This window comes from Psychrobacter sp. TPE 89C (assembly GCF_055522395.1).
Genome location: NZ_JBVFXW010000011.1, coordinates 38,412 through 60,175, shown reverse-complemented (window position 1 = coordinate 60,175; position 21,764 = coordinate 38,412). Strand labels below are relative to the sequence as shown.

Below are 21,764 nucleotides of genomic sequence, written 5' to 3'. Positions count from 1 at the left end.
GATGAGCCAAGTAGCCACTAACTCATATCTACTGATTAATGATTGCTACAGATAGGACACTCTGCATCTTGGCGATAGCCCATTAGCCGTTGTTGCATTTGGCTACCATCCCATATGAGCAGCTTATTTGTCAGTGGATTTTTGGTTAATCCAAGGTATTGCAGGGCGGCATTGGCTTGCAAATTTCCCATAATCGCAGTCGTACTAGCAAGCACTCCTGAGTTGGCACAAGTACGCTCATCAGACTCTGTATCGCTCACCACTGAACCAAACACGCAATGATAGCAACCCGTGTTTAACTGTGGCTCATATAGAGCTAACTGCCCTTGCATCGCAATTGCCGAAGCAGACAACAATGGAATCTGATAACGCACACTAATACGATTGATCACATCACGTGTGGCAAAATTATCAGTACAGTCTAAGAGTAAATCAGGCTTACCAGTCGCTATATCGAGCAATTCATAAGCATTGTCTTCATTCAATCGTGCCACTGTACCGCGAGCAGTGATTAAAGGATTGGTCTTCTCTAACATCTGCGCTGCTGCTATGGCTTTAGGCTTACCGATATCTTCAGGTAAAAACAAGGTCTGACGCTGTAAGTTACTGGCCTCAATCTCATCGTCATCGATTAGATGAACGTGCCCAAGTCCTGCACGTACTAGTGTCTCAGAAGCAGGACAACCTAGACCGCCTGCGCCTATCATGACCACACGAGACGACTTCAAGCGTATCTGAGCATCAATATCCCAGCCATCGAGTAATATCTGCCGTGCATAACGCAGCAGCTCATCATCCGATAACTGCGCTGTCTCTAATGAATCTGCCATATTTAGCCCTTATCTACTACTGTCTAAAATCTATTCTCAAACAAAAAAATCAACACTAAGCAACTCAGTAAGCCGTTCAGTACAATATTTGTTTACTGAATCTATTTATTAAATTTGCCCTAGCGTCACACGGTCATTGTTACCGTAGTCTTTTACCGTATGAACAGACTCAAAGCCATTATCCAAAAACAGCTGTCTAACCTGTGCACCTTGATCGAAGCCATGTTCAATCGCTAACAATCCCCCTGCACGCAAGTATTGCGAAGCCGTCTGGACGATATGCTCTATATCAGCTAGACCATGATTGGGGGCACTTAACGCGCTAATAGGTTCAGCGACTAATCGAGCTAAATGCTCATCTTCCTCATCAATATAAGGAGGGTTAGATACAATGACATCGAATCGCTGACTGTCGTCAATAGGCAGACTTTCATACCAACTGCTTTGTATAAACTCAATATCAGCGACGTCATTGATAGCCGCATTGTGCTTAGCTACTTTTAGTGCTTCTAGCGACAAATCAACCGCAACCACTTGCCAGCTATCGGATGTATCACCAATATTTTTTGCCTTGAGCTCATGCGCTAGGCTGATTGCGATACAGCCTGACCCTGTACCCAAATCAAGCAAGCGCTTCGGCTGATTATTACCTGCACGATTTGATTGAGTATTTATCCAACCTAATACCTGCTCAATCAATACCTCAGTGTCAGGCCTAGGAATTAGCGTATGCTCATTGACAGTAAACGTCAGCGACCAAAACTCCTGCTGACCCGTCAAATATGCAAGCGGTATTCCTGCCTGCATCTTGGTCACACCTGTATTAAATTGCTCAAATTCGCTGTCTGTTAGCTGATAACCTTCATCTGTCATCAACGCTATCGCAGGCTTATCAACGACATACAACAGCCAATCCGTGAACCAAAATGACGGTAGCTTGCTGTTTACAGCCTCATTCATCAATTGCTGAATGTGCTGCTTTATCTGACGAATAGATGCTGTCATAGGTAGCTCTTAAAAATAATGTGCGTGGTGAATAAGATAAAAACCAGATGCAGCCACTACTCCGTAGCACGTGGTGGCTCTTTGGTATCACTTAAGTTTGGATTAGACTTAGTCAATTTATTGCCACCACTACCATTATTACTGTTTCCATCACTGTTGTCATCATCGCCATAAATGTCATCGTTGTCACCAATGACGATATGCTTATCGACATAGTGAATCAGCGCCAGAATCGGAATACCTATCGCAAAGGTAAAAATGAAGAAGAATGGATAGCCCATATTATCGACGATAGCGCCTGAATATCCACCCATGACCTTAGGTATCAGCGTCATAAGTGATGAGAAAATAGCGTACTGTACTGCCGTAAAACGAATGGAGGTCAACGCTGATAAAAAAGCAATAAACACTGCACTGGCCAGTCCTGCTGCTAAGTTATCAAATATGACCGCAACATACATAAACGGCAAACTGCCTGGGTTGTAAGTCAGTAGCACAAATAACAAGTTAGTAGCACAAGCAAGAATTGCGCCGATCATCATGGCATGCATCATACGGAAACGCTGTGCTAATAGCCCACCTAAAAACCCACCCGCAATCGCCATAATCACGCCGACGAGTTTCACTGCGTTGGCGATATCAATCTTACTAAAGCCCATGTCCTGATAAAAGACGTTGGAGATCACGCCTGCCACAATATCTGAAATACGGTATAACCCAATGAGTGCCAATAATAAAAACGCCTTTTTACCATAGCGTCTAAAGAAATCTAAAATAGGCTCAACCCAAGTGGCCATCGCCACTTCTTTTTTGACCAACCCTACTTGTACGAGCGCATAGCCTGCAGCCATTGCCACACCCAAGCTTATCAGCAGATGTAATGTTTCTACAAAGAAGCTAGAAAACGCGCCTTCGAACTCTGGAAATAATGGTCCAATCAAGACATAAGCCATGACAAATGCAACGACAGAGAATACAAATAGCAATACCAATCTTACGTAATCTTCGCGAGTTTCAGCAACTAGTGGGGCTTTATTAATAATTTTAGGTTGGTTGATAATGAAGTACAGCAGCAATAAAGGCGCACAAGCGACCAATGCCAAAAAGTAAAATTTAATCGCTGGCATGGCCATTAACGGTATCATCGCTATGGTACTGCTAAATACTTTATTGACCAAAATATTGATTAGATATATCAAACTAAAAATCAATCCCGGTATTAGTAGCAAACCAGAATAAATCAGAAATACTTTAAGATTGCTCTTTTGCTTTTTGTGTTGCAACGTCTCAGCCGTTGGCTCATAGCTGGCAAACGTGGTTAATACCCCTAACGTCATGACCCCTGCCATAATGTAGTAAGTATTACGCCATGCCTCATAACTATAAAAAGTCTCATTCGAGCCAAAAAAGTCAGCCAAATATAAAGCGCCTGCCCCAGCGACAATCATACCGATGCGATAACCTGACACATAAATAGAAGATAGAATCGACTGCATCGATGGCGGTGCCAACTCAATACGGTAAGCATCAATCACGATATCTTGTGTGGCAGAAGAGAAGCCCAACAGCACCGCAGCCCCTGCCATATAGACTAAAACGTCTTCACTAACAGGGTTTACATTTGCCATCAAAAAGATAGCCAATATGATAAGTAGCTGCGATACCACCATCCAACTACGGCGTCGGCCCAACCACTTGGTCAGAAATGGCACAGGGAGCGCATCGATTAATGGCGCCCATATAAACTTAAACGAATAGCCAAGTGCGGCCCAACTAAACATAGTCACGACGCTACGATCAATGCCAGCTTCTCTTAGCCATAAGGACAAGCTTGAGAAAATAAGCAGTATGGGAATACCCGCTGAAAAGCCCAAAAACAACATGATAATGACACGGGGGTCTAAATAAGCTTTTGCAGCCTCTCCCCATGATTTTTTGACAGCCGGTTGATTGGGTGGCACAGATTTGACAGCAGACATAATAACTCACCAACAATTCAGACAAAGAACACAACCGTGCACAATTTTTATCAATCTTTAGAATAAGTTACAAACGAAAGGATCGATAAAAATTGCTCTACGTTGCACTAATATTACGATTACAACAAAATTCAGTTATGGTACTTGAGAACCTTTATTTTGACTAGATGTTTTTGCATTAACTTATGGCCCGTGGCCTTTGTACAGTAGACTATCTTTCTAAGTAGTAACGCAAATGGTAGTAATATTTCACTAGGGTTAGTTTGGCTTTCTTTTTTCTTACTAGCACCCCTTTTTAAAGGGTTCTAATAATGGCATTATCAATGGGCAACATGTAATAGATAGGCAATATATAAACAAAAATGGAATGGATGCCTGCTTGGTAGGTTTGCCGTATGTTCAACCAGCTGTTATTAAACCAATAGTAATGAGCGATGGTACTAACAACGATTTTAATAAACAAAACATCAAACTTTTTATGATTGATAATTTAAAACATATAATTCTTATATATTAGTTTTATAAATCTACTAAGTTTGGTTATGCTCTTTACATAAACAACGGTTACCAAGATTAACGGTTTGTTCTTTTCGATTATCATAACCCAGGAGTAATACCATGTCTGACTCAACCAATACTTCAACTGACAATAAGAACACAGCAGATAATAGCGGCTGTCCTGTAGATCATAAAGGCAGCAATACTGCATCAACCAATACCACCTATGATCAAGGTGATGGTCAAGGCCCAACGATCCATAGCGAAAACGTTGATAACTCGCACGAGCCTCAGCGTCCTAGCATGGGTGGCTGCCCAGTGATGCATCAAGCACATACTACCACTGCATCTGCTGCAACAGATTGGTGGCCAAATGCGCTTAATCTAGATATCTTACATCAGCAAGATTACAAAACTGACCCAATGGGTGCAGATTTTGATTATGCTGAAGCATTCAAACAGCTAGACTTAGAAGCGGTCAAAACTGATCTAAAAAACCTAATGACAGAATCACAAGAATGGTGGCCAGCAGATTGGGGACACTATGGCGGGCTAATGATTCGTATGGCATGGCATTCTGCCGGTACCTATCGCCGTGCTGACGGCCGTGGTGGTTCTAATACGGGTAATCAACGCTTTGCCCCTCTAAATAGCTGGCCGGACAATGTCAACTTGGACAAAGCTCGTCGTCTATTATGGCCAGTCAAGAAAAAATACGGCAATAAACTGTCTTGGGCAGATTTGATGATCCTAGCAGGTAACATGGCTTATGAATCTATGGGCTTCAAGACTTTAGGTTTTGCTGGTGGACGTGCTGATATCTGGCATCCAGAAAAAGATATCTATTGGGGTTCTGAGCGCGAATGGCTTGCCGCTACCAAAAACCGTTACGACAGTGATGAAGAGCGCGAATCATTAGAGAATCCTTTAGCCGCTGTGCAAATGGGTTTGATCTATGTCAATCCAGAAGGCGTCGATGGTAATCCTGATCCAATCAAGACAGCACAAGACATCCGTACCACTTTTGGCCGTATGTCGATGAATGATGAAGAAACAGTCGCCTTGACAGCTGGTGGTCATACGGTTGGTAAATGTCATGGTAATGGCGATGCCAGTCTATTAGAAGATGAGCCAGAAGGCGCTGATATCAAAGAGCAAGGCCTAGGCTGGCGCAACCCTAAAGGCACAGGTAATGCTGGCGATACCGTCTCAAGTGGTATCGAGGGCGCATGGACCACAAATCCAACTGAGTGGAACTATGAGTATTTTGATCTACTGCTCAATCATGAGTGGGCATTAACGAAGAGTCCAGCCGGTGCGTGGCAATGGGAGCCAGTCGATATCAAAGAAGAAGATCGTCCTTTAGATGCGCATGACCCAAGTGTACGCCGTAACCCAATCATGACTGACGCTGATATGGCGATGATTAAAGATCCTATTTATCGTGAAATTTCAGAGAATTTCCACAATAACCCAGAGTACTTCGACGAAGTATTTGCAAGAGCTTGGTTTAAACTAACCCATCGCGATTTGGGACCGAAATCTCGCTACTTAGGTGCAGATGTACCATCAGAAGACTTCACATGGCAGGATCCAATTCCAGAAGGTAATGCTGATCTGAGTACTGATGATATCGATCGCCTAAAAGCACAGATATTAGACAGTGGCATTGATCATCGCGAGCTTATTATTACCGCATGGGACAGCGCTCGTACGTTCCGCGCTTCGGATTATCGTGGCGGTGCCAATGGTGCACGCATTCGTTTAGCGCCGCAAAAAGACTGGGCAGGTAATGAGCCTGAGCAATTAAATCGCGTACTTGCAGCGCTTACGACTATCCAAACGAACTTTGATAAAGAAGTAAGCATAGCGGATCTAATCGTATTGGCTGGTAATACTGCCATTGAAAAAGCCGCAGCTAATGCAGGTGTTGAGATTGAAGTACCATTCAATGCTGGTCGCGGTGATGCTAGCGATGAGATGACTGAAGCCGAAAGCTTCTCTGATCTTGAACCGTTACATGATGGCTATCGCAACTGGATTAAAGGCAGCTACGTGGTCTCTCCTGAAGAGATGCTATTAGACCGTACGCAGCTAATGGGTTTGACGGCTCCTGAAATGGTGGTATTGATCGGTGGCATGCGCGTACTCGATACCAACTATGCTCAGAACCAACAAGGCGTTTTCACTGAGCGTGCGGGTACGCTTAGCAATGACTTCTTCGTGAACTTGACTGACATGAGCTACACTTGGAATCCTGTTAAAACCGATAACAATGAAGCCACGACACTATACGAATTGCGTGAGCGCTCTACTGGTAACGTGAAATGGCAAGCCAGCCGTGTCGACCTCGTATTTGGGTCTAACTCTATCCTACGCGCTTATGCTGAGCTCTACGCACAAGATGATAACTTAGAGAAATTCGTCAAAGACTTCGTTAATGCTTGGAATAAAGTCATGAATGCGGATCGTTTCAGCTAGAAACCGCCACAAATCATATCATTATTGAAGTTGTAAGCTAAGACAGTCATCGAAAGGTGGCTGTTTTTTTATGTTTGTATCACATCTAATCCAAAGTAAATATTATAATGAGTACGCCCTATTTATTAGAGAATTAAATTATGAATATAGCCTTATTTGATTTTGACGGCACCATAACAAACACAGATACCTTTACCAAATTTATATTATTCGCAGCAAATAAAAGAAAAATTAATGTAGGTAAAATCATCTTATTACCAACTATCGTTAAATATAAGCTAGGTAGATTACACGGTAGCGAGATTCGAAAAAAAGTTTATAACTTCGCTTTTAAAGGGACAAATGAGCGACAGCTTAGAATAAAAGGTGAAGAATTTTCTGAGCTGATGATACCGAATTATATAAGATCTAATGCTTTCGAAAAAATAAAATGGCATCAACAAAGAGGAGACATCGTCGTTATCGTCTCTGCATCTTTGGATTTATATCTCAGTCCGTGGTGTACAAAATATGGACTAGACTTGATATGTACTAAGGTAGATGTCGTTGATGGTATATTGACGGGTAACTATCTCAATGATGACTGTAGCGGAATAACGAAAAAGCAGTTGGTTGAACAAAAATATAATCTAAGTAATTTTGACACCATATATGCTTATGGAGACACATTAGAAGATGAAGAATTGCTGAGTCTAGCAGATGAAAGATTCTATCAGCACTTCTGAGTACTCAAAAACAACTTCCAATACATATTATTTATACTTATATTCCAAAAAAACATAAATAGATAACTATTTAGTATATACAAGAATAACCGCTTTGTTTTACACTGTTCTCTTATTATATATTGATACATTTTTATTTTATGTATACGGACAGGGTTTGTATATTTATATAACAGGACTAAGTTATGGCAATCGATGTAGTGGTCAATCAGCGACATTTACAGATTCAGCTCAAGCAGCTGGAAACAGTATGGCATACAGTGATTAATGGCTATAACTTAAGTCAAGCAGCGACCGTGCTACATACCAGCCAATCAAGTCTGTCAAAGCATATTGCAGCGCTTGAAAACCAGCTAAAGACCGAGGTTTTTGTGCGTCAAGGCAAACGCCTAACAGGTCTGACGACTATGGGTACAGCGCTCATGCCTCACATTGAGTCTATCTTCGCTGAAATTCGTACTATTGAAAATCTTAGTCTTGATTTTAATAACCCAAATATCGGTACGTTGACCATTGCCACCACTCACACGCAGGCTCGCTATGTATTGCCGCAAGTGGTAAAAGAGTTTAAAGAGCGTTTTCCGAAGGTTAATCTAATCTTACAACAGGCAGATCCAGAGACCATCGCCCAGATGGTTATTCGTGGTCAAGCCGACATTGGTATCGCAACCGAGTCTTTGCTACACAATAACTATCTACGCTGTTATCGCTATTATGATTGGACGCATCGGGTCATCGTGCCAAGCGACCATGAACTTGCGAATCAAGAGTCTATCGACTTGCCCACGCTTGCCAGCTATCCGATCGTGACCTATCACGGCGGCTTTACTGGACGTGGCGCGATTGACAAAACGTTTGAAGAAGCAGGGTTAGAGCCAGATATCGTGCTAGCAGCGCTTGATGCTGATGTGATTAGCACCTATGTTGGTCTAGGCCTAGGTATCGGCATTATCGCCGAGATGGCGTTTGAGCCGAGTCATTATCAGAACTTAACTGCAATTCCAGTCGATCATTTTGGTCGCTTTACCAGTTGGATGGCAGTACGTGACGATGCTGAAATTCGCCAATATGGACGTGCTTTTATGGAATTATGCCAAAAGCAATTTAGTTAAAATCTATCTTAGCTAAAAAGCCTTTTAAATTCAAAAGACAAATTAGCTAACATGTCCATTCATACAAAATTCAACCGCACCCTCGTCACTAGATAAGGGTGCGGTTTGCTTTTCATACTGCCATTTCTGTTAAGAACTTACTCTCAATCTTCTCCTCTTGTATTCATATCACATTATTAAGATTTGTTATCGTCTCCATCTCTGACCTTTATATTCAGTAGAACTGCCCCATCATGTTAAAGGTCAAGCACTCAACGTTTTTTATAAGCAGCCTATAAGACTGTCAGAAAAACGATGAATGCTTTTAAACTGACCAAACAGGTGATTTATGAGTAAAACCATTCCCTTATCTTTTTTAGACCTAGCACCCGTACCTCAAGGCAAAACCATCGCTGAAGGTATTGCCCAGACCGTTGACACTGCACAGCAAGCAGAAAAATTCGGTCTGAACCGCTACTGGATGGCCGAGCATCACAACATGCCCGGTATTGCTAGTGCGGCAACCTCAGTACTATTGGCTCACATCGGTAGCCAAACCAAGCGTATACGTATCGGTGCAGGCGGTGTCATGCTGCCCAACCATGCGCCGCTCGTTATCGCTGAGCAATTCGGCACTTTGCAAGCCTTGTATGGCGATCGTGTAGACTTAGGTCTGGGCCGTGCACCCGGTACTGATGGTGCGACTTTTCAGGCGTTACGCAGACAAATGAAAGATGCGGAGCGCTTCCCGCAAGACGTACAAGAATTGATGTATTTCTTAGGCAATGATACAGATGGCAGTGCTGTGCAAGCGTTCCCAGGAGCAAAATCAAACATTCCTATTTGGATATTAGGCTCGTCTCTTTTTGGAGCGACGCTGGCTGCACATTTTGGACTGCCTTATGTATTTGCCTCTCACTTTGCCCCGCAAATGCTTGAGCAAGCAATTACCGCTTATCGTGAGCAGTTCAAGCCATCTGCTTATTTAGACAAGCCTTATGTCATGCTAGCCGCGAACTTGTTACTGGCTGATGATGATGCGACCGCACAGTATCACTTTACCTCAGCGCAGCAGAGCTTTGTACGCTTGCGCCGCGGTGAAACAGGTCAAATGCCAAAGCCTACTCACGATATGGATAGTATTTGGAGCCAAGCAGAAAAAATAATGGTAGATAATGCATTGTCGGTATCGTTCATCGGCTCTGTCGGAACCGTCAAACCAAAACTTGCTGCATTTCTCGCACAGTATGAGCCAGACGAACTGATTGTGACTGCCAATATCTACGATCAAGCAGCTCGTTTGCGTTCACTTGAACTTACATCTGAGCTAAATTTGTTTACTTTACAATGATATAGGACAATTGCATAATTATTGATAAACCCTAATAAGACAAGTGCTATGGAAACTTCTACTTTGATTGGTTCATCGATATTTTTGTACATTGTCGCGTTTCTCGCCGTGATGGTCGTTGGCGGTTATTTGACGTACCGCACTAGCCCAAAACGCAAACAGCGTAGAGAAGATAAACGCAATAAAGACAATTTGAATTCATAAAAAAAGCCTCCTTCTCTTATTTGAAAAGGGGGCTTATTTAATTTCGCGAATCATCATTTATCATTTATCATTTTAAATGATAAGCAGTTTTACCAATCTACTGAAGAACCTAGACTCTGTTGTTGGGCTTGTTTTGCCACATATAATGCAACTGCCGCATCGAAACTGGCTGCACCAACCGATTTAAATAGCGTAATACCTTTATCGCTCTTAGCACTTTCTTGTTTTAATGCTGCGGTAACCAATGCTTGCAAATCACCGCTCAGGTCATCCCATACCCACGTACAGTCATCGCTGTCATGCGCCTGAATTAAGTCACCCGCTTCGTGATGACTGCCAGCCAAATCATCCACGATGACCATCTTACTATTGGCGATAACATCATTACTTATCTCTTTCATCGAAGGCTGATAGGCTCCGACTGCATTGATGTGTACGTCAGATTTGATTTGATCAATACTAAATAAACCTTCAGTGGCTCGGGTTGCTACGTTAATAATATCGGCACCACGGACGGCATCGTCTAACGCTTCACAGACCTGAATATCTACATTCCATTGGGCATAATCACGGGCAAAACACGTTTTAAATTGCTGTGCACCTTCATAATTTCTATTCCATAAATACACCGTCTTAATCTCTGGACGTACCGTTAGCACTGCATGCAATTGCTCATAAGCCATACCGCCACAACCAACCACTGCGACACTCTGGCAATCGGTTTTTGCCATATACTTGGTCGCGATACCTGACAATGCGGCGGTACGTACCTGCGTAATATAGATGCCATCCATAACTGCTAGTATAGCGCCAGTATCGTTATTTGATACGGTAACAATAGCTGTGGTCGTTGGCATATCGCGACTGGGATTATCAGGGCAAATAGTCACTAACTTTACGACCGTGTATTCGCTCTCACCATCATACATCGTGGCTGGCATAGATAAATGTGAGCCTGAACGATGACTATCAGAATCAGTAAAGGTACTTATCACCAAACGCTCAGGGGATTTAATCCAATTAGGATGTGCTGCTTGCTGATGTAACAATGTCTCAATCGCATCAATGGCTGCCTGCATATTAAGGTGTTCCGTCACGACTGCTTTATTTAACAATTGCACTGTTAATGCTCCTACTTATGAATTTATTATTTAACTCGCGTGTCATCTTATAGCGCCCAAACAGAGCTTACATCATACCCAATCCGCGTAAAGTTGCCGCGCCAATTGCCATGCCAAACATACCAACGACGGTGGTAAACGCTAGAATATTGGCCGCGAGTATGTCATTGCCACCCATCGCTTTTGCCATCACGTAACTGGCTGCTGCGGTTGGGGATGCCACCATCAAAAACAGCACGCCCATGTGTACGCTAGATAGACCAAATGCCAAGCCAATGGCGATAGCAACGATTGGCGCAATGACGATACGTCCTATACTGGCCTGCATAGACAGTCCTGATGGATGTAACATGGACTTCATGTCTATGCTCGCACCTGCGCAAATAAGTGCTAATGGCAAGGCTACTGCTGCCAATAAGTCGCCGGTCGTATGAATGACGCCAGTAATAGGCGGCAATGGCAGCGCTTTATAAACAAAAGCACTGACCAATGCTAGAATCAGTGGATTGGTCAATAGTTTTTTGACAATCATAATGCTGCGACTGGACCACGTATCATCCACACTTTTAGATACACGGCTGAGGGTAATCACGGCTAAGATGTTAAATAATATCGTGACGACTCCCATGTAGACGGCCCCGATACTTAAACCTCGCTCTCCATAGGCGTTGGCAACCGTGGCCAACCCTATAATCGCCATATTACTACGGAACACACCTTGCACAAATACGCCTTGGTCAGCAGGTTTGCTCACAAAATACTTGGCGTATATTTCTGCCCCGATAAACAAGAGGAACGTCACTAAGATACCGGCGATAATCAGTGTGATTTGCTTGGCATAATCGACATCACTGTCGACCACACTGAAAAATAGTAAACAAGGCAAGCAGTAATTAAAGACAAAACTAGAGGCTTGATCGATAAACGTCTTACTCGCCTCACCGCGTCTTTGCATAAAAAAACCCAACCACATTAAGGCAAGGTTGGGTAAGACGATAGTAATAGCAAATACAATAGCATCAATCATAAATAGGCTCAATTCGGTGACAAGCCCATCATAATATGGACATCAGCGACATAAATTTACAAGTAGTAAGAGGATTTTATGACCTAGTATAGAGATAAAGTAGCAAGTAAGACAAGGTCGCATGCTCCTTTGTTTCGAAACCAACTGTAATCATAACAAACAAAAGCCCATAACGAGATGTCGTTACGGGCTTTTGCTTATTGTAAGTACTTTGTTATGAAAGGCTTTGTTAGGCTGTCATCAAAAATTAATACGGCTATTATGAATCTAGCGCAGCCTTCGCTTTTTTCTGTTTTTTAACCGTCATGGCTAACAGTTGAATGGCAGCAGGCGTAACACCACTCACTCGTCCGGCTTGGGCTAAAGTCGAAGGACGGACTTGCGTGAGTTTTTGCACAATCTCATTTGATAATCCAGATACGACACTATAGTCAAAGTCCATCGGTAGTGCGGTATTTTCGAGACGTTTCATTTGATCGATGTCTTCTTGCTGGCGATCGATATAGCCTGCATATTTGACAGAAATCTCTATCTGCTCGCCCACTTGTGTATCGACCTGCGAATCAGTAATAGCAGCGATATCAGCAAAATGTATCTGCGGACGCTTGAGCAAATCAAAGGCTGTCGCTTCTTTGCTAAGCACCTCTCCTGTTTGCTCTGTCACTTTTTTGCCTAGCGCATTAGCAGGGGTTGCCCACATGTCTTTTAGGCGTGAAGTCTCTGTCGTAATCGCTTCCATTTTTTCTTGATAAGCCTGCCAACGCACATCGTCAACCAAGCCAAGCTTGCGACCCGTTTCAGTCAAGCGTTGATCCGCATTGTCTTCACGTAACAATAGACGATACTCTGCGCGGCTCGTGAACATACGATACGGCTCAGTCGTACCATGGGTAATCAAATCGTCAACCAACACGCCAAGATACGCTTCATCACGGCGCGGTGTCCACACGTCAAATTCACTATTATTAGTGGTCACCAATGCGGCGTTTGTACCTGCCAATAAACCCTGTACACCCGCTTCTTCATAGCCCGTGGTACCATTGATCTGACCAGCAAAATACAAGCGATCGATAGACTTAGTCTCTAGCGTTGGCTTTAGGTTTTGCGGATCAAAATAATCATATTCAATGGCATAACCTGGACGGGTAATATGGGCATTTTCTAACCCTTTCATACTATGAATAAAGTCTAACTGCACATCAAATGGCAAACTGGTTGAGATACCGTTTGGATATAGCTCATGCGTGGTCAGACCTTCTGGCTCGATAAATATCTGATGGCTGTCTTTGTCTGCAAAGCGATGAATCTTGTCTTCAATCGATGGGCAATAACGTGGACCCACGCCTTCGATTTTGCCAGAGAACATAGGCGAACGGTCTAAATTCTCACGGATGATGTCATGAGTACGCGCATTGGTATGCGTGATATAGCAATTGACCTGCTCTGGATGCATAGACACATCACCCATATAACTCATCACTGGCAGCGGTGTGTCGCCCGGCTGTACGGTCATCACACTAAAGTCAACGCTACGCGCATCAATACGCGCTGGCGTACCTGTCTTTAGACGACCGACTGGCAGCTTAAGCTCACGCAAACGATCTGCCAACTTGATAGATGGCTGATCCCCTGCACGACCACCATTTGAGTTCTCTAAACCGATATGAATCACACCGCCCAAGAAAGTCCCTGAGGTCAGCACCACTGTTTCAGTCTTAAAGATAATGCCTGTCGAGGTGACCACTGCTGTCGCGCGGCCATTTTCGACCAAGATATCATCAGCGGCTTGCTGGAATAAATCAAGGTTTGGCTGGTTTTCTAGCGTATGACGGATAGAGGCTTTATAAAGAATACGATCCGCTTGCGCACGTGTAGCACGAACGGCAGCACCTTTACGGCTATTCAATACGCGGAACTGGATACCTGCTTTGTCCGTTGCTAGCGCCATGGCTCCACCAAGTGCATCAATCTCACGCACCAGATGTGATTTACCGATACCACCAATCGCAGGATTACAGCTCATCTGTCCGAGTGTCTCAATGTTATGCGTCAACAGCAAGGTCTGCGCGCCCATACGTGCGGCTGCCAGAGCAGCTTCTGTGCCAGCATGACCGCCACCGATTACTATCACGTCGTAATGTTTTGGGTATTGCATATATGCCTCACTTGACTCATAACGCTACCGATTGCCCTATTCTATTATCAAACAATGTGATTATAGAACAGTATAGCAATCAGCAAATAAACGTCAGTCGAATTTAAAAAAGTTAACGACTCAGATAAGTCGTTCGTAGTTGGTTAGGGTGTGTTCTCATTTTGAAAATAGTGATAAAAATTGCAGCCCGCTTAGGTGCTCTCGTTCAGATTGAGGACACGCCCTAGATAACCCATCATTATAACAATTTTTTTATGCTTAAAAAACGTCATAGCAAAAACTATTCACATTAAGTGTTAAGCATCATCGAATTTAATAACTAGTTACCCGGGCTCAGCGGTACGATCTGATCGAATTGACCACTAGAAAGCATATGATGGCTACCATAGCCTTCTGGATTGATCTGCAAATACGCATTCATCTGACCAATCGCATCGCCATCATCACTCGCTAAAATCTGCTCTTTAATCAGTTCAACAGGCGGTAATAATAAGTTTTTAAGCAATGCCAAGCGCTGTTGGTTATCACCTTTGTTGGCCACTAACTCAATCAATTGGCGCGCGTCAATTGGTAGATCTGGTGTGTTTTGTGCCAGTAATGCCAAATGATAAGCACCTGCCGTATCTTGATCGGCGACAATGCGCTGTTCAATAGCAATATACGTCGCTTCTGTCGCGCCGCCTGCCACACTAAGCTGATGGATACACTTCAGTGCTGAATTTGACTCACTACTGGCAATCTCGATAATGCGCGTGGATTCATTTTGTAAATGCTCGCGGCGTTTCTCTATTGCTGCTTGCTCAGCAGATACCGGTTCAGCCAATTGTTGTTCTGTTGGTTGATTACTCATAATATTCTCTCACTATTTATGTTTTTATAATATTTGCTGTTGAGCCATATATGGGGTCAAGACTGACAAAAACAATAAAAGCCCGAGCGACCAATTAAGGACTGACTCGAGCTTTTATTGTTAAAACTTATCCGCTTGATAATAAAAAAGCTTAGATAAGTGTTTTTAGCATTAAGCAGCTGGGCTGTTTGCTTCAACCAATGGCTTTAGCTCACCTGATTGATACATCTGCAAGATGATGTCTGATCCACCCATCAACTCACCGTCGATCCATAATTGTGGGAACGTTGGCCAGTTCGCCACTTTTGGTAAAGTTGCACGAATTTCTGGGTTTTCTAAAATATTTACAAAGGCAAATGGGCGACCGATTTGAGTAAGAACTTCAATCGATTTAGCAGAAAAGCCACATTGTGGAAACTGCGGTGTGCCTTTCATATAAATAATAACTTTATTGTCACGGATTTGATCACGGATCAATTGTTCAACGTCATTTGCAGCAGTGTTTGGGGTTTGCTCAGTCATAAAAGCTCCTATTGATAAAGCGGTTCATTGAAAACAGTAATTAATATTACAAAATAATTGAGTAAAGAGACGGCTGATACATGGGGCAATCAACACGATATTACAAGTATGATTATATATCGGTTAAACATCAACTCTATGAGGCACTAATAATACCACGGCATTGGCCATGATGCCCTCTTGACGACCTGTAAACCCTAACTTTTCAGTCGTGGTGGCTTTCACACTGATATTACTGATATCCGTTTGCAAATCACTGGCAATATTATCACGCATTGCCTGACTGTGCGGCGCCAGCTTTGGACGTTCGCACATCACAGTAATATCCACATTTCCTAACCGATACCCTGCTTCTTGTACTTTGCCATAGACGTAGCGTAGCAAGACTCGCGAATCTAAACCCGCATGTGCCGCATCGGTATCAGGGAAATGCTGACCGATATCACCAAGCGCCAGTGCGCCAAGCAGGGCATCAGCAAGCGCATGTAACACTACATCACCGTCAGAATGTGCAAGCAAACTGTGAGTATGCTCAATGGGCACGCCTGCTAATATGACATATTGCTGCTGCTGACCATTATTATGGAAAGCATGAACATCGATACCTTGTCCAATTTTTATCATTAGTATTCCAAATAAAATAAAGGCGATTAAAATAATTTAAAACTACTATCTGAATTTTCAAAGCAGTTTTACGAGCAGTAAGATGCCATAGGTCGCCACCAGTTTCAATTAACTGGTATAATATGACGCTTATTTTATCATAATACCAAATCTGAAAGATGAGATGACAGTGTCAATGTGGTCAACTTACTAAATCTATTAACTTTAGTAAGCAGCACCAGCTTATATGGTCATGTCAAATTTTGAATTAAGGTATAAATAGTTGAGCCGTCTTATGTCAGCCATCCCAAATACATCAAGCATACCCGTTTCTGATTCTTTGAGCGCCCAGCGTACTTTGACGCTTGCCGATATTGATAATCCTAGCACCAAGCATGTGATTGTCGGTATGTCAGGTGGTGTTGATTCTTCTGTATCTGCCGTCCTACTCCAGCAAGCAGGCTTTAAGGTAGAAGGCCTGTTTATGAAGAATTGGGAAGAAGATGACGGTACGGAATACTGTACGGCGATGGATGATTTGGCAGACGCGCAAGCCGTGTGTGACAAAATCGGCATGAAGCTGCACACGGCCAACTTTGCCATGGAATATTGGGATCGCGTATTTGAGCACTTTTTAGCGGAATATAAAGCCGGTCGCACCCCAAACCCTGATATTTTATGCAACAAAGAAATCAAATTTAAGGCATTCTTAGACTATGCCTTGACCCTTGGTGCTGACTACATCGCTACTGGTCACTATACGCGGCGCAGTGTAAATTATACCAATGCTAATGGGGATGAAGTTGCTCAGCTCTTACGTGGTCTAGATAATAATAAAGATCAAAGCTACTTCTTACATGCTGTCGGTGGCGATAAAATTGCCAAGACATTATTCCCAGTCGGTGAGCTTGAAAAACCCGTGGTACGCCAGATTGCAGAAGAGCATGATTTAGCAACTGCTAAAAAGAAAGACTCTACTGGTATCTGCTTCATCGGTGAGCGCCGGTTCAAGGACTTTTTACAACAGTACTTGCCTGCCCAAAAAGGCGATATCGTAACCGACGATGGGCATACCATCGGCACTCATGATGGCCTGATGTATTACACCTTAGGTCAACGTGGCGGTATTGGTATTGGCGGTGTGAAAGATCGTCCTGAAGAGCCTTGGTTTGTATTGGCAAAAGACTTGGACAAAAATCGTTTGATCGTCGGTCAAGGACACGAACATCCAATGATGCTTAGTAATGAGCTGACGGCTTATAAAATGGATTGGGTCGACGGCCTACCACCTGCAGAAGTGTTTACCACAGAGGGTCTACTCTGTATGGCAAAGTCTCGCTATCGTCAGCCAGACCAAGCGTGTCATGTATTTGCAACAAGTGCTGACGGAAACGATGTCCGTGTGGTGTTTGACGAGCCACAACGTGCCGTCACTCCGGGTCAGTCAGCTGTATTTTATATCAACGAAGTGTGTCTGGGTGGTGGCGTGATTGCCACGATTGATGCGCCTTGCGGCTTCTAAAAGAATTATAGCGTTACTTTCGAGAACCGCGACACCATTATTAAATTATTTTTACTGTTGTACTTAAAACGATTTATTTCACTACAATCACTGACTAAGCTAAAGGATATCTATGACCACCTCTTTTTCTGCCTTGACAGCCCTTTCTCCTATCGACGGTCGCTACGCGTCTAAAGCCGACAGTTTACGTCCTTATTTATCTGAATTCGGTCTGATCAAAGCTCGCGTTACCGTTGAGATTCGCTGGTTGCAGTCATTGGCTGATAATAGCGCTATCGGCGAATTAGCAGCATTTGATGAGGCAACGAATGCTTTTTTAAATGCTATCGTTGATGATTTTAGTGAAGCAGATGCGCAAGCCATCAAAGACATCGAAGCCACAACCAATCACGATGTAAAAGCAGTTGAGTACTTCATCAAAGACAAATTCCGTGGTCAGGACGCACTCATTGATTCGCTAGAATTCATTCACTTTGCTTGTACCAGTGAAGATATCAATAACCTATCATATGCCTTGATGCTCAAAGACAGCCGCGAGATTGTGGTTGCCAAAATGCAGCAAGTGACCGATAGCATCGTTGATTTGGCCATTACTCATGCCGAGCAACCTATGTTGTCGCGTACACATGGCCAGACTGCTAGCCCAACGACCCTTGGTAAAGAAATGGCAAACGTGGCCTATCGCCTAGCCCGCCAAATCAAACAAATTGGTCAAGTTGAGCTATTGGGTAAAATCAATGGCGCGGTTGGTAACTATAACGCTCATTTTTCAGCCTATCCTGATGTAGATTGGCAATCACATGCCGAAACCTTCATCGGTGAGCGTCTTGAGCTAACGTTCAACCCTTACACCACTCAGATTGAGCCACATGATTATATCGCTGAGCTATTTGATGCCGTCAAACGCTTCAATACAATCTTGATCGATTTTAACCGTGATATTTGGCAATATATTAGCTTAGGCTATTTCAAACAGCGTCTAAAAGACGGCGAAGTTGGTTCTTCTACCATGCCGCATAAAGTCAATCCAATTGATTTTGAAAACTCAGAAGGTAACTTGGGCGTTGCAAATGCGATGTTGGCACATTTGGGCGAAAAACTGCCTATCTCACGTATGCAGCGTGATTTGTCAGATTCTACCGTATTGCGTAACATCGGTGTTGGTCTGGCACAAAGCATGATCGCTTTTGACGCTTGCTTAAAAGGCGTTAGTAAACTTGAATTGAATGCGCAGCGTTTAAATGACGACTTAAACAATGCACAAGAAGTATTGGCTGAGCCAATTCAAACCGTGATGCGTCGCTACCGTGTGGAGAACCCATATGAGAAGCTTAAAGCATTGACCCGTGGTAACGCCATGACGCGCGAAGCCATGCTAACGTTTGTTGAAAGTGATGAATTGTCTGCCGTGAGCGACGCTGATAAAGCACGCCTACGTGACATGACACCGGCCACTTATATTGGTAATGCTACTGAGCAAGCCCTTACCATTAAAGATTGGATTGCCAAGCTTTAACTGGCTGCTATTAACAGCGAGCAAAAAATAAGCGAGCAAAATGCAGCGACATTTTAAATCTGTGGTTGTCAGTACCATTGCGGTATTCATCGTAATGGTGCTGGCAAGTATTGAGCCTCTAGAATGGTCAAGCTACCTACTACATCAGTTGGGTACCTTGATTTTTTTAGGGTTTATGCTGCTAGCCTATCGTTATTGGCATATTAGCTCACGCTCCTATGTCCTCGCTTCACTATTTCTATTCATTCATATTATCGGTGCACGTTATCTATACTCATATGTGCCCTATGATGATTGGACACAGCTCATATTTGGCGTCAGCTTAAACGATTTATTTGGTTGGCAGCGGAATATGTATGACAGGCTCGTACATTTTAGCTATGGGCTTTTGCTGTTCAGTGCGATGGTTGAGAGCTCAAAATTTATCTTTAAGATATCATCCATCAAACTTTTGATAGCGATTGCACTCATGACTAATATGTCGTCAAGTTTGCTCTATGAGCTATTAGAATGGGGAATTGCAACCACCTTATCGCCAGAAGCAGCAGAAGCTTATAATGGTCAGCAAGGTGATGTTTGGGATGCCCACAAAGACATGGCATTAGCACTACTTGGTGGGCTAATTGCTGCGGTGATTACTCTATTTCAAATTCGTCACGATAGGGCTATGATCAACGTGATCAAGTAGCTAAAAACAATAGCCAGATAATAAACTAATCATCTTTTTTGTCGTCATCACTATCGCCCGGTATGATGGCTTTACCCACTGCGACCGTACCTTTAACCACGCCTTTAGTGGTTTTATAAGCAATCTTAGCAGGGACAGTCACAAGCTTGTGCACACAGGCCTGTAATAGAAAAGCACTAGCGATGATGACGATAAAATGTAACTTTTTCATAAATTTCCTACGATTAATGAGAGGCTTTGATAGTGACCACTATATTAGCTATCAGATAGGTGATAATCATAAACTATTAAGCCCTTTCTATAAAGCAATTCTCATTATTAATCTCATACTCATGTAAGTAATAACACGGATTCACCAATGACCTCTATACCCCTATGTTTACCAGCATCTATCACTGCTGAACAATTTCTAGCAGAATACTGGCAAAAAAAACCGCTCCTTATTAAGCAAGGCTTGCCACAACTCATCGGCATGTTTGAACCTGATGACATGCTAGGCCTAGCACTAGAAGAAGATGCTAGCGCTCGTCTACTGACCCAGTCTGCGACCAAGACCGAAGGCCAAGCACAGTGGCAGCTCAAAAAAAAACCGTTAACTGAAGCTGATTTTGATAACTTGCCTCAGCAATGGACAGCGCTCGTACAGAATCTAGAGCAATGGTCTCCTGAGCTTGGTCAACTGTGGCAAGCTTTTGACTTTATACCTCAGTGGCAGCGCGATGACATTATGGTCTCATATGCGCCAAAAGGCGGCTCAGTAGGCAAACACTATGATGATTATGATGTATTTTTGGCACAAGGTTACGGTCATCGCCGTTGGCAGCTAGGCAAATTCTGTGATAAAAGCACAGAGTTCGTCGCCGATGAGCCAATCAGGCTTTTTGACGATATGGGCGAGATTATATTTGATGAGATATTAGAAGCTGGCGATGTGCTGTACGTACCACCTAAATTATCGCACTTTGGTGTTGCACAAGATGACTGTTTGACGTTTTCTTTTGGCTGCCGTCGCCCAAACTTGATGCAAATCATCGATAATATGGCTGATATCGCAACCAACGACAGCGATTTATTTATACCGATGATACTGCCACAAGCGCTACAAGCATCAGGTGAGCTACAAGCTGACAGTATCCAAGCGATCAAAAACCAACTATTGCAAATGCTAAAATCTGATCGTGGTGATGACATGATTCGCCAAGCCGTGTCTGAAGTGGTTAGCAAGCGTCAATATGATGCGCTCGTACCAGAAGAAACTTTGGATACAGATGAGCTGATGCAAGCCTTAGCTGAAGGCGCAACACTGCAAGCAGACTACAACAACCGCTTGATCTACAGCCACACTGCTGATGGCATCCTACTATATGCGAACGGTCAACGTATTGATGGGCTAGATGATGCGTCAACGACGGTGTTGATACGCTTGGCCAGTGGCGAGCATTTAACAAATCAAGATGTCACGGATATTGATCCAGATGAACTGAGTGAATGGTTAGAAAACGGCTGGGTTTGGATTAATTATCCTGAATAATCCACTAGCGATATAGTTGATTCAGTTTAAAAGAAGGTCAAGGCAACCGAGCGCAGATGTATATG

General features: G+C 43.3%; 19 protein-coding genes. 9 read left to right on the top strand and 10 right to left on the bottom strand.

Annotation, left to right across the window (positions count from 1 at the left end; genetic code table 11):
- Positions 1-35: 35 nt before the first annotated feature.
- The 3 genes from ACZW67_RS05580 to ACZW67_RS05570 all read right to left on the bottom strand — a co-directional run bounded on the left by ACZW67_RS05580 (position 36) and on the right by ACZW67_RS05570 (position 3,814).
- The gene (locus tag ACZW67_RS05580; RefSeq protein WP_465182470.1) at positions 36-830 is read right to left on the bottom strand and encodes a HesA/MoeB/ThiF family protein; all 795 of its coding nucleotides are present in this window, start codon (positions 828-830) and stop codon (positions 36-38) included.
- A 108-nt stretch (positions 831-938) separates the two neighbouring features.
- Positions 939-1,835 carry a peptide chain release factor N(5)-glutamine methyltransferase gene (prmC, locus tag ACZW67_RS05575; protein ID WP_465182469.1) on the bottom strand — a complete coding sequence of 299 codons (897 nt, stop codon included), beginning with the start codon at positions 1,833-1,835 and terminating at the stop codon, positions 939-941.
- A 56-nt stretch (positions 1,836-1,891) separates the two neighbouring features.
- Positions 1,892-3,814, bottom strand: coding sequence for an AmpG family muropeptide MFS transporter (locus ACZW67_RS05570; RefSeq protein WP_465182468.1), 1,923 nt, complete (start codon positions 3,812-3,814; stop codon positions 1,892-1,894).
- An 801-nt stretch (positions 3,815-4,615) separates the two neighbouring features.
- On the opposite strand from ACZW67_RS05570, the gene katG reads away from it, so the two are divergent.
- From katG to ACZW67_RS05545, 5 genes are all read left to right on the top strand, one after another.
- Positions 4,616-6,793 (top strand): catalase/peroxidase HPI, encoded by a 2,178-nt coding sequence (gene katG / locus ACZW67_RS05565; RefSeq protein ID WP_465182476.1) that lies wholly within the window; start codon positions 4,616-4,618, stop codon positions 6,791-6,793.
- Between the two features lie 140 nt (positions 6,794-6,933).
- The gene (locus tag ACZW67_RS05560; protein ID WP_465182467.1) at positions 6,934-7,518 is read left to right on the top strand and encodes an HAD family hydrolase; all 585 of its coding nucleotides are present in this window, start codon (positions 6,934-6,936) and stop codon (positions 7,516-7,518) included.
- Positions 7,519-7,703: 185 nt separating this feature from the next.
- A complete protein-coding gene (locus tag ACZW67_RS05555) occupies positions 7,704-8,630 on the top strand; it encodes a LysR substrate-binding domain-containing protein (protein WP_110922940.1) in 927 nt (308 codons plus the stop codon).
- Between the two features lie 328 nt (positions 8,631-8,958).
- Positions 8,959-9,960 carry an LLM class flavin-dependent oxidoreductase gene (locus ACZW67_RS05550; protein ID WP_465182466.1) on the top strand — a complete coding sequence of 334 codons (1,002 nt, stop codon included), beginning with the start codon at positions 8,959-8,961 and terminating at the stop codon, positions 9,958-9,960.
- Positions 9,961-10,008: 48 nt separating this feature from the next.
- Positions 10,009-10,164, top strand: coding sequence for a hypothetical protein (locus ACZW67_RS05545; protein WP_197216135.1), 156 nt, complete (start codon positions 10,009-10,011; stop codon positions 10,162-10,164).
- Between the two features lie 89 nt (positions 10,165-10,253).
- On the opposite strand, the gene ACZW67_RS05540 is transcribed toward ACZW67_RS05545, so the two are convergent.
- The 6 genes from ACZW67_RS05540 to ispF form a co-directional block, all read right to left on the bottom strand.
- Positions 10,254-11,285, bottom strand: a complete 1,032-nt coding sequence (locus tag ACZW67_RS05540; RefSeq protein WP_465182465.1) for an ornithine cyclodeaminase family protein — start codon at positions 11,283-11,285, stop codon at positions 10,254-10,256.
- 67 nt (positions 11,286-11,352) lie between these two features.
- On the bottom strand, positions 11,353-12,312 hold the full coding sequence (locus ACZW67_RS05535) for an AEC family transporter (RefSeq protein WP_197100289.1): 960 nt from the start codon (positions 12,310-12,312) through the stop codon (positions 11,353-11,355).
- 259 nt (positions 12,313-12,571) lie between these two features.
- Complete coding sequence (mnmG, locus tag ACZW67_RS05530) at positions 12,572-14,467, bottom strand: tRNA uridine-5-carboxymethylaminomethyl(34) synthesis enzyme MnmG (RefSeq protein WP_465182464.1); 1,896 nt, start codon at positions 14,465-14,467, stop codon at positions 12,572-12,574.
- 319 nt (positions 14,468-14,786) lie between these two features.
- Entirely contained in the window at positions 14,787-15,317 is a 531-nt protein-coding gene (locus tag ACZW67_RS05525; RefSeq protein ID WP_465182463.1) for a hypothetical protein, read from the bottom strand.
- A 171-nt stretch (positions 15,318-15,488) separates the two neighbouring features.
- Entirely contained in the window at positions 15,489-15,839 is a 351-nt protein-coding gene (gene grxD, locus ACZW67_RS05520; RefSeq protein ID WP_110922946.1) for a Grx4 family monothiol glutaredoxin, read from the bottom strand.
- Between the two features lie 123 nt (positions 15,840-15,962).
- Positions 15,963-16,463, bottom strand: coding sequence for a 2-C-methyl-D-erythritol 2,4-cyclodiphosphate synthase (gene ispF, locus ACZW67_RS05515; protein WP_465182462.1), 501 nt, complete (start codon positions 16,461-16,463; stop codon positions 15,963-15,965).
- 274 nt (positions 16,464-16,737) lie between these two features.
- Between ispF and mnmA the strand changes: the two genes are divergently transcribed.
- The 3 genes from mnmA to ACZW67_RS05500 all read left to right on the top strand — a co-directional run bounded on the left by mnmA (position 16,738) and on the right by ACZW67_RS05500 (position 20,168).
- Entirely contained in the window at positions 16,738-17,964 is a 1,227-nt protein-coding gene (gene mnmA, locus ACZW67_RS05510) for a tRNA 2-thiouridine(34) synthase MnmA (RefSeq protein WP_465182461.1), read from the top strand.
- 112 nt (positions 17,965-18,076) lie between these two features.
- Positions 18,077-19,480, top strand: coding sequence for an adenylosuccinate lyase (gene purB, locus ACZW67_RS05505; protein WP_465182460.1), 1,404 nt, complete (start codon positions 18,077-18,079; stop codon positions 19,478-19,480).
- Between the two features lie 40 nt (positions 19,481-19,520).
- Positions 19,521-20,168 (top strand): DUF2238 domain-containing protein, encoded by a 648-nt coding sequence (locus ACZW67_RS05500; protein WP_465182459.1) that lies wholly within the window; start codon positions 19,521-19,523, stop codon positions 20,166-20,168.
- Between the two features lie 25 nt (positions 20,169-20,193).
- On the opposite strand, the gene ACZW67_RS05495 is transcribed toward ACZW67_RS05500, so the two are convergent.
- Positions 20,194-20,379 carry an NF038104 family lipoprotein gene (locus tag ACZW67_RS05495; RefSeq protein WP_465182458.1) on the bottom strand — a complete coding sequence of 62 codons (186 nt, stop codon included), beginning with the start codon at positions 20,377-20,379 and terminating at the stop codon, positions 20,194-20,196.
- Between the two features lie 147 nt (positions 20,380-20,526).
- Here ACZW67_RS05495 and ACZW67_RS05490 point away from each other — a divergent pair, with 147 nt between their 5' ends.
- Positions 20,527-21,699 carry a JmjC domain-containing protein gene (locus tag ACZW67_RS05490; RefSeq protein ID WP_465182457.1) on the top strand — a complete coding sequence of 391 codons (1,173 nt, stop codon included), beginning with the start codon at positions 20,527-20,529 and terminating at the stop codon, positions 21,697-21,699.
- Positions 21,700-21,764 lie beyond the last annotated feature (65 nt).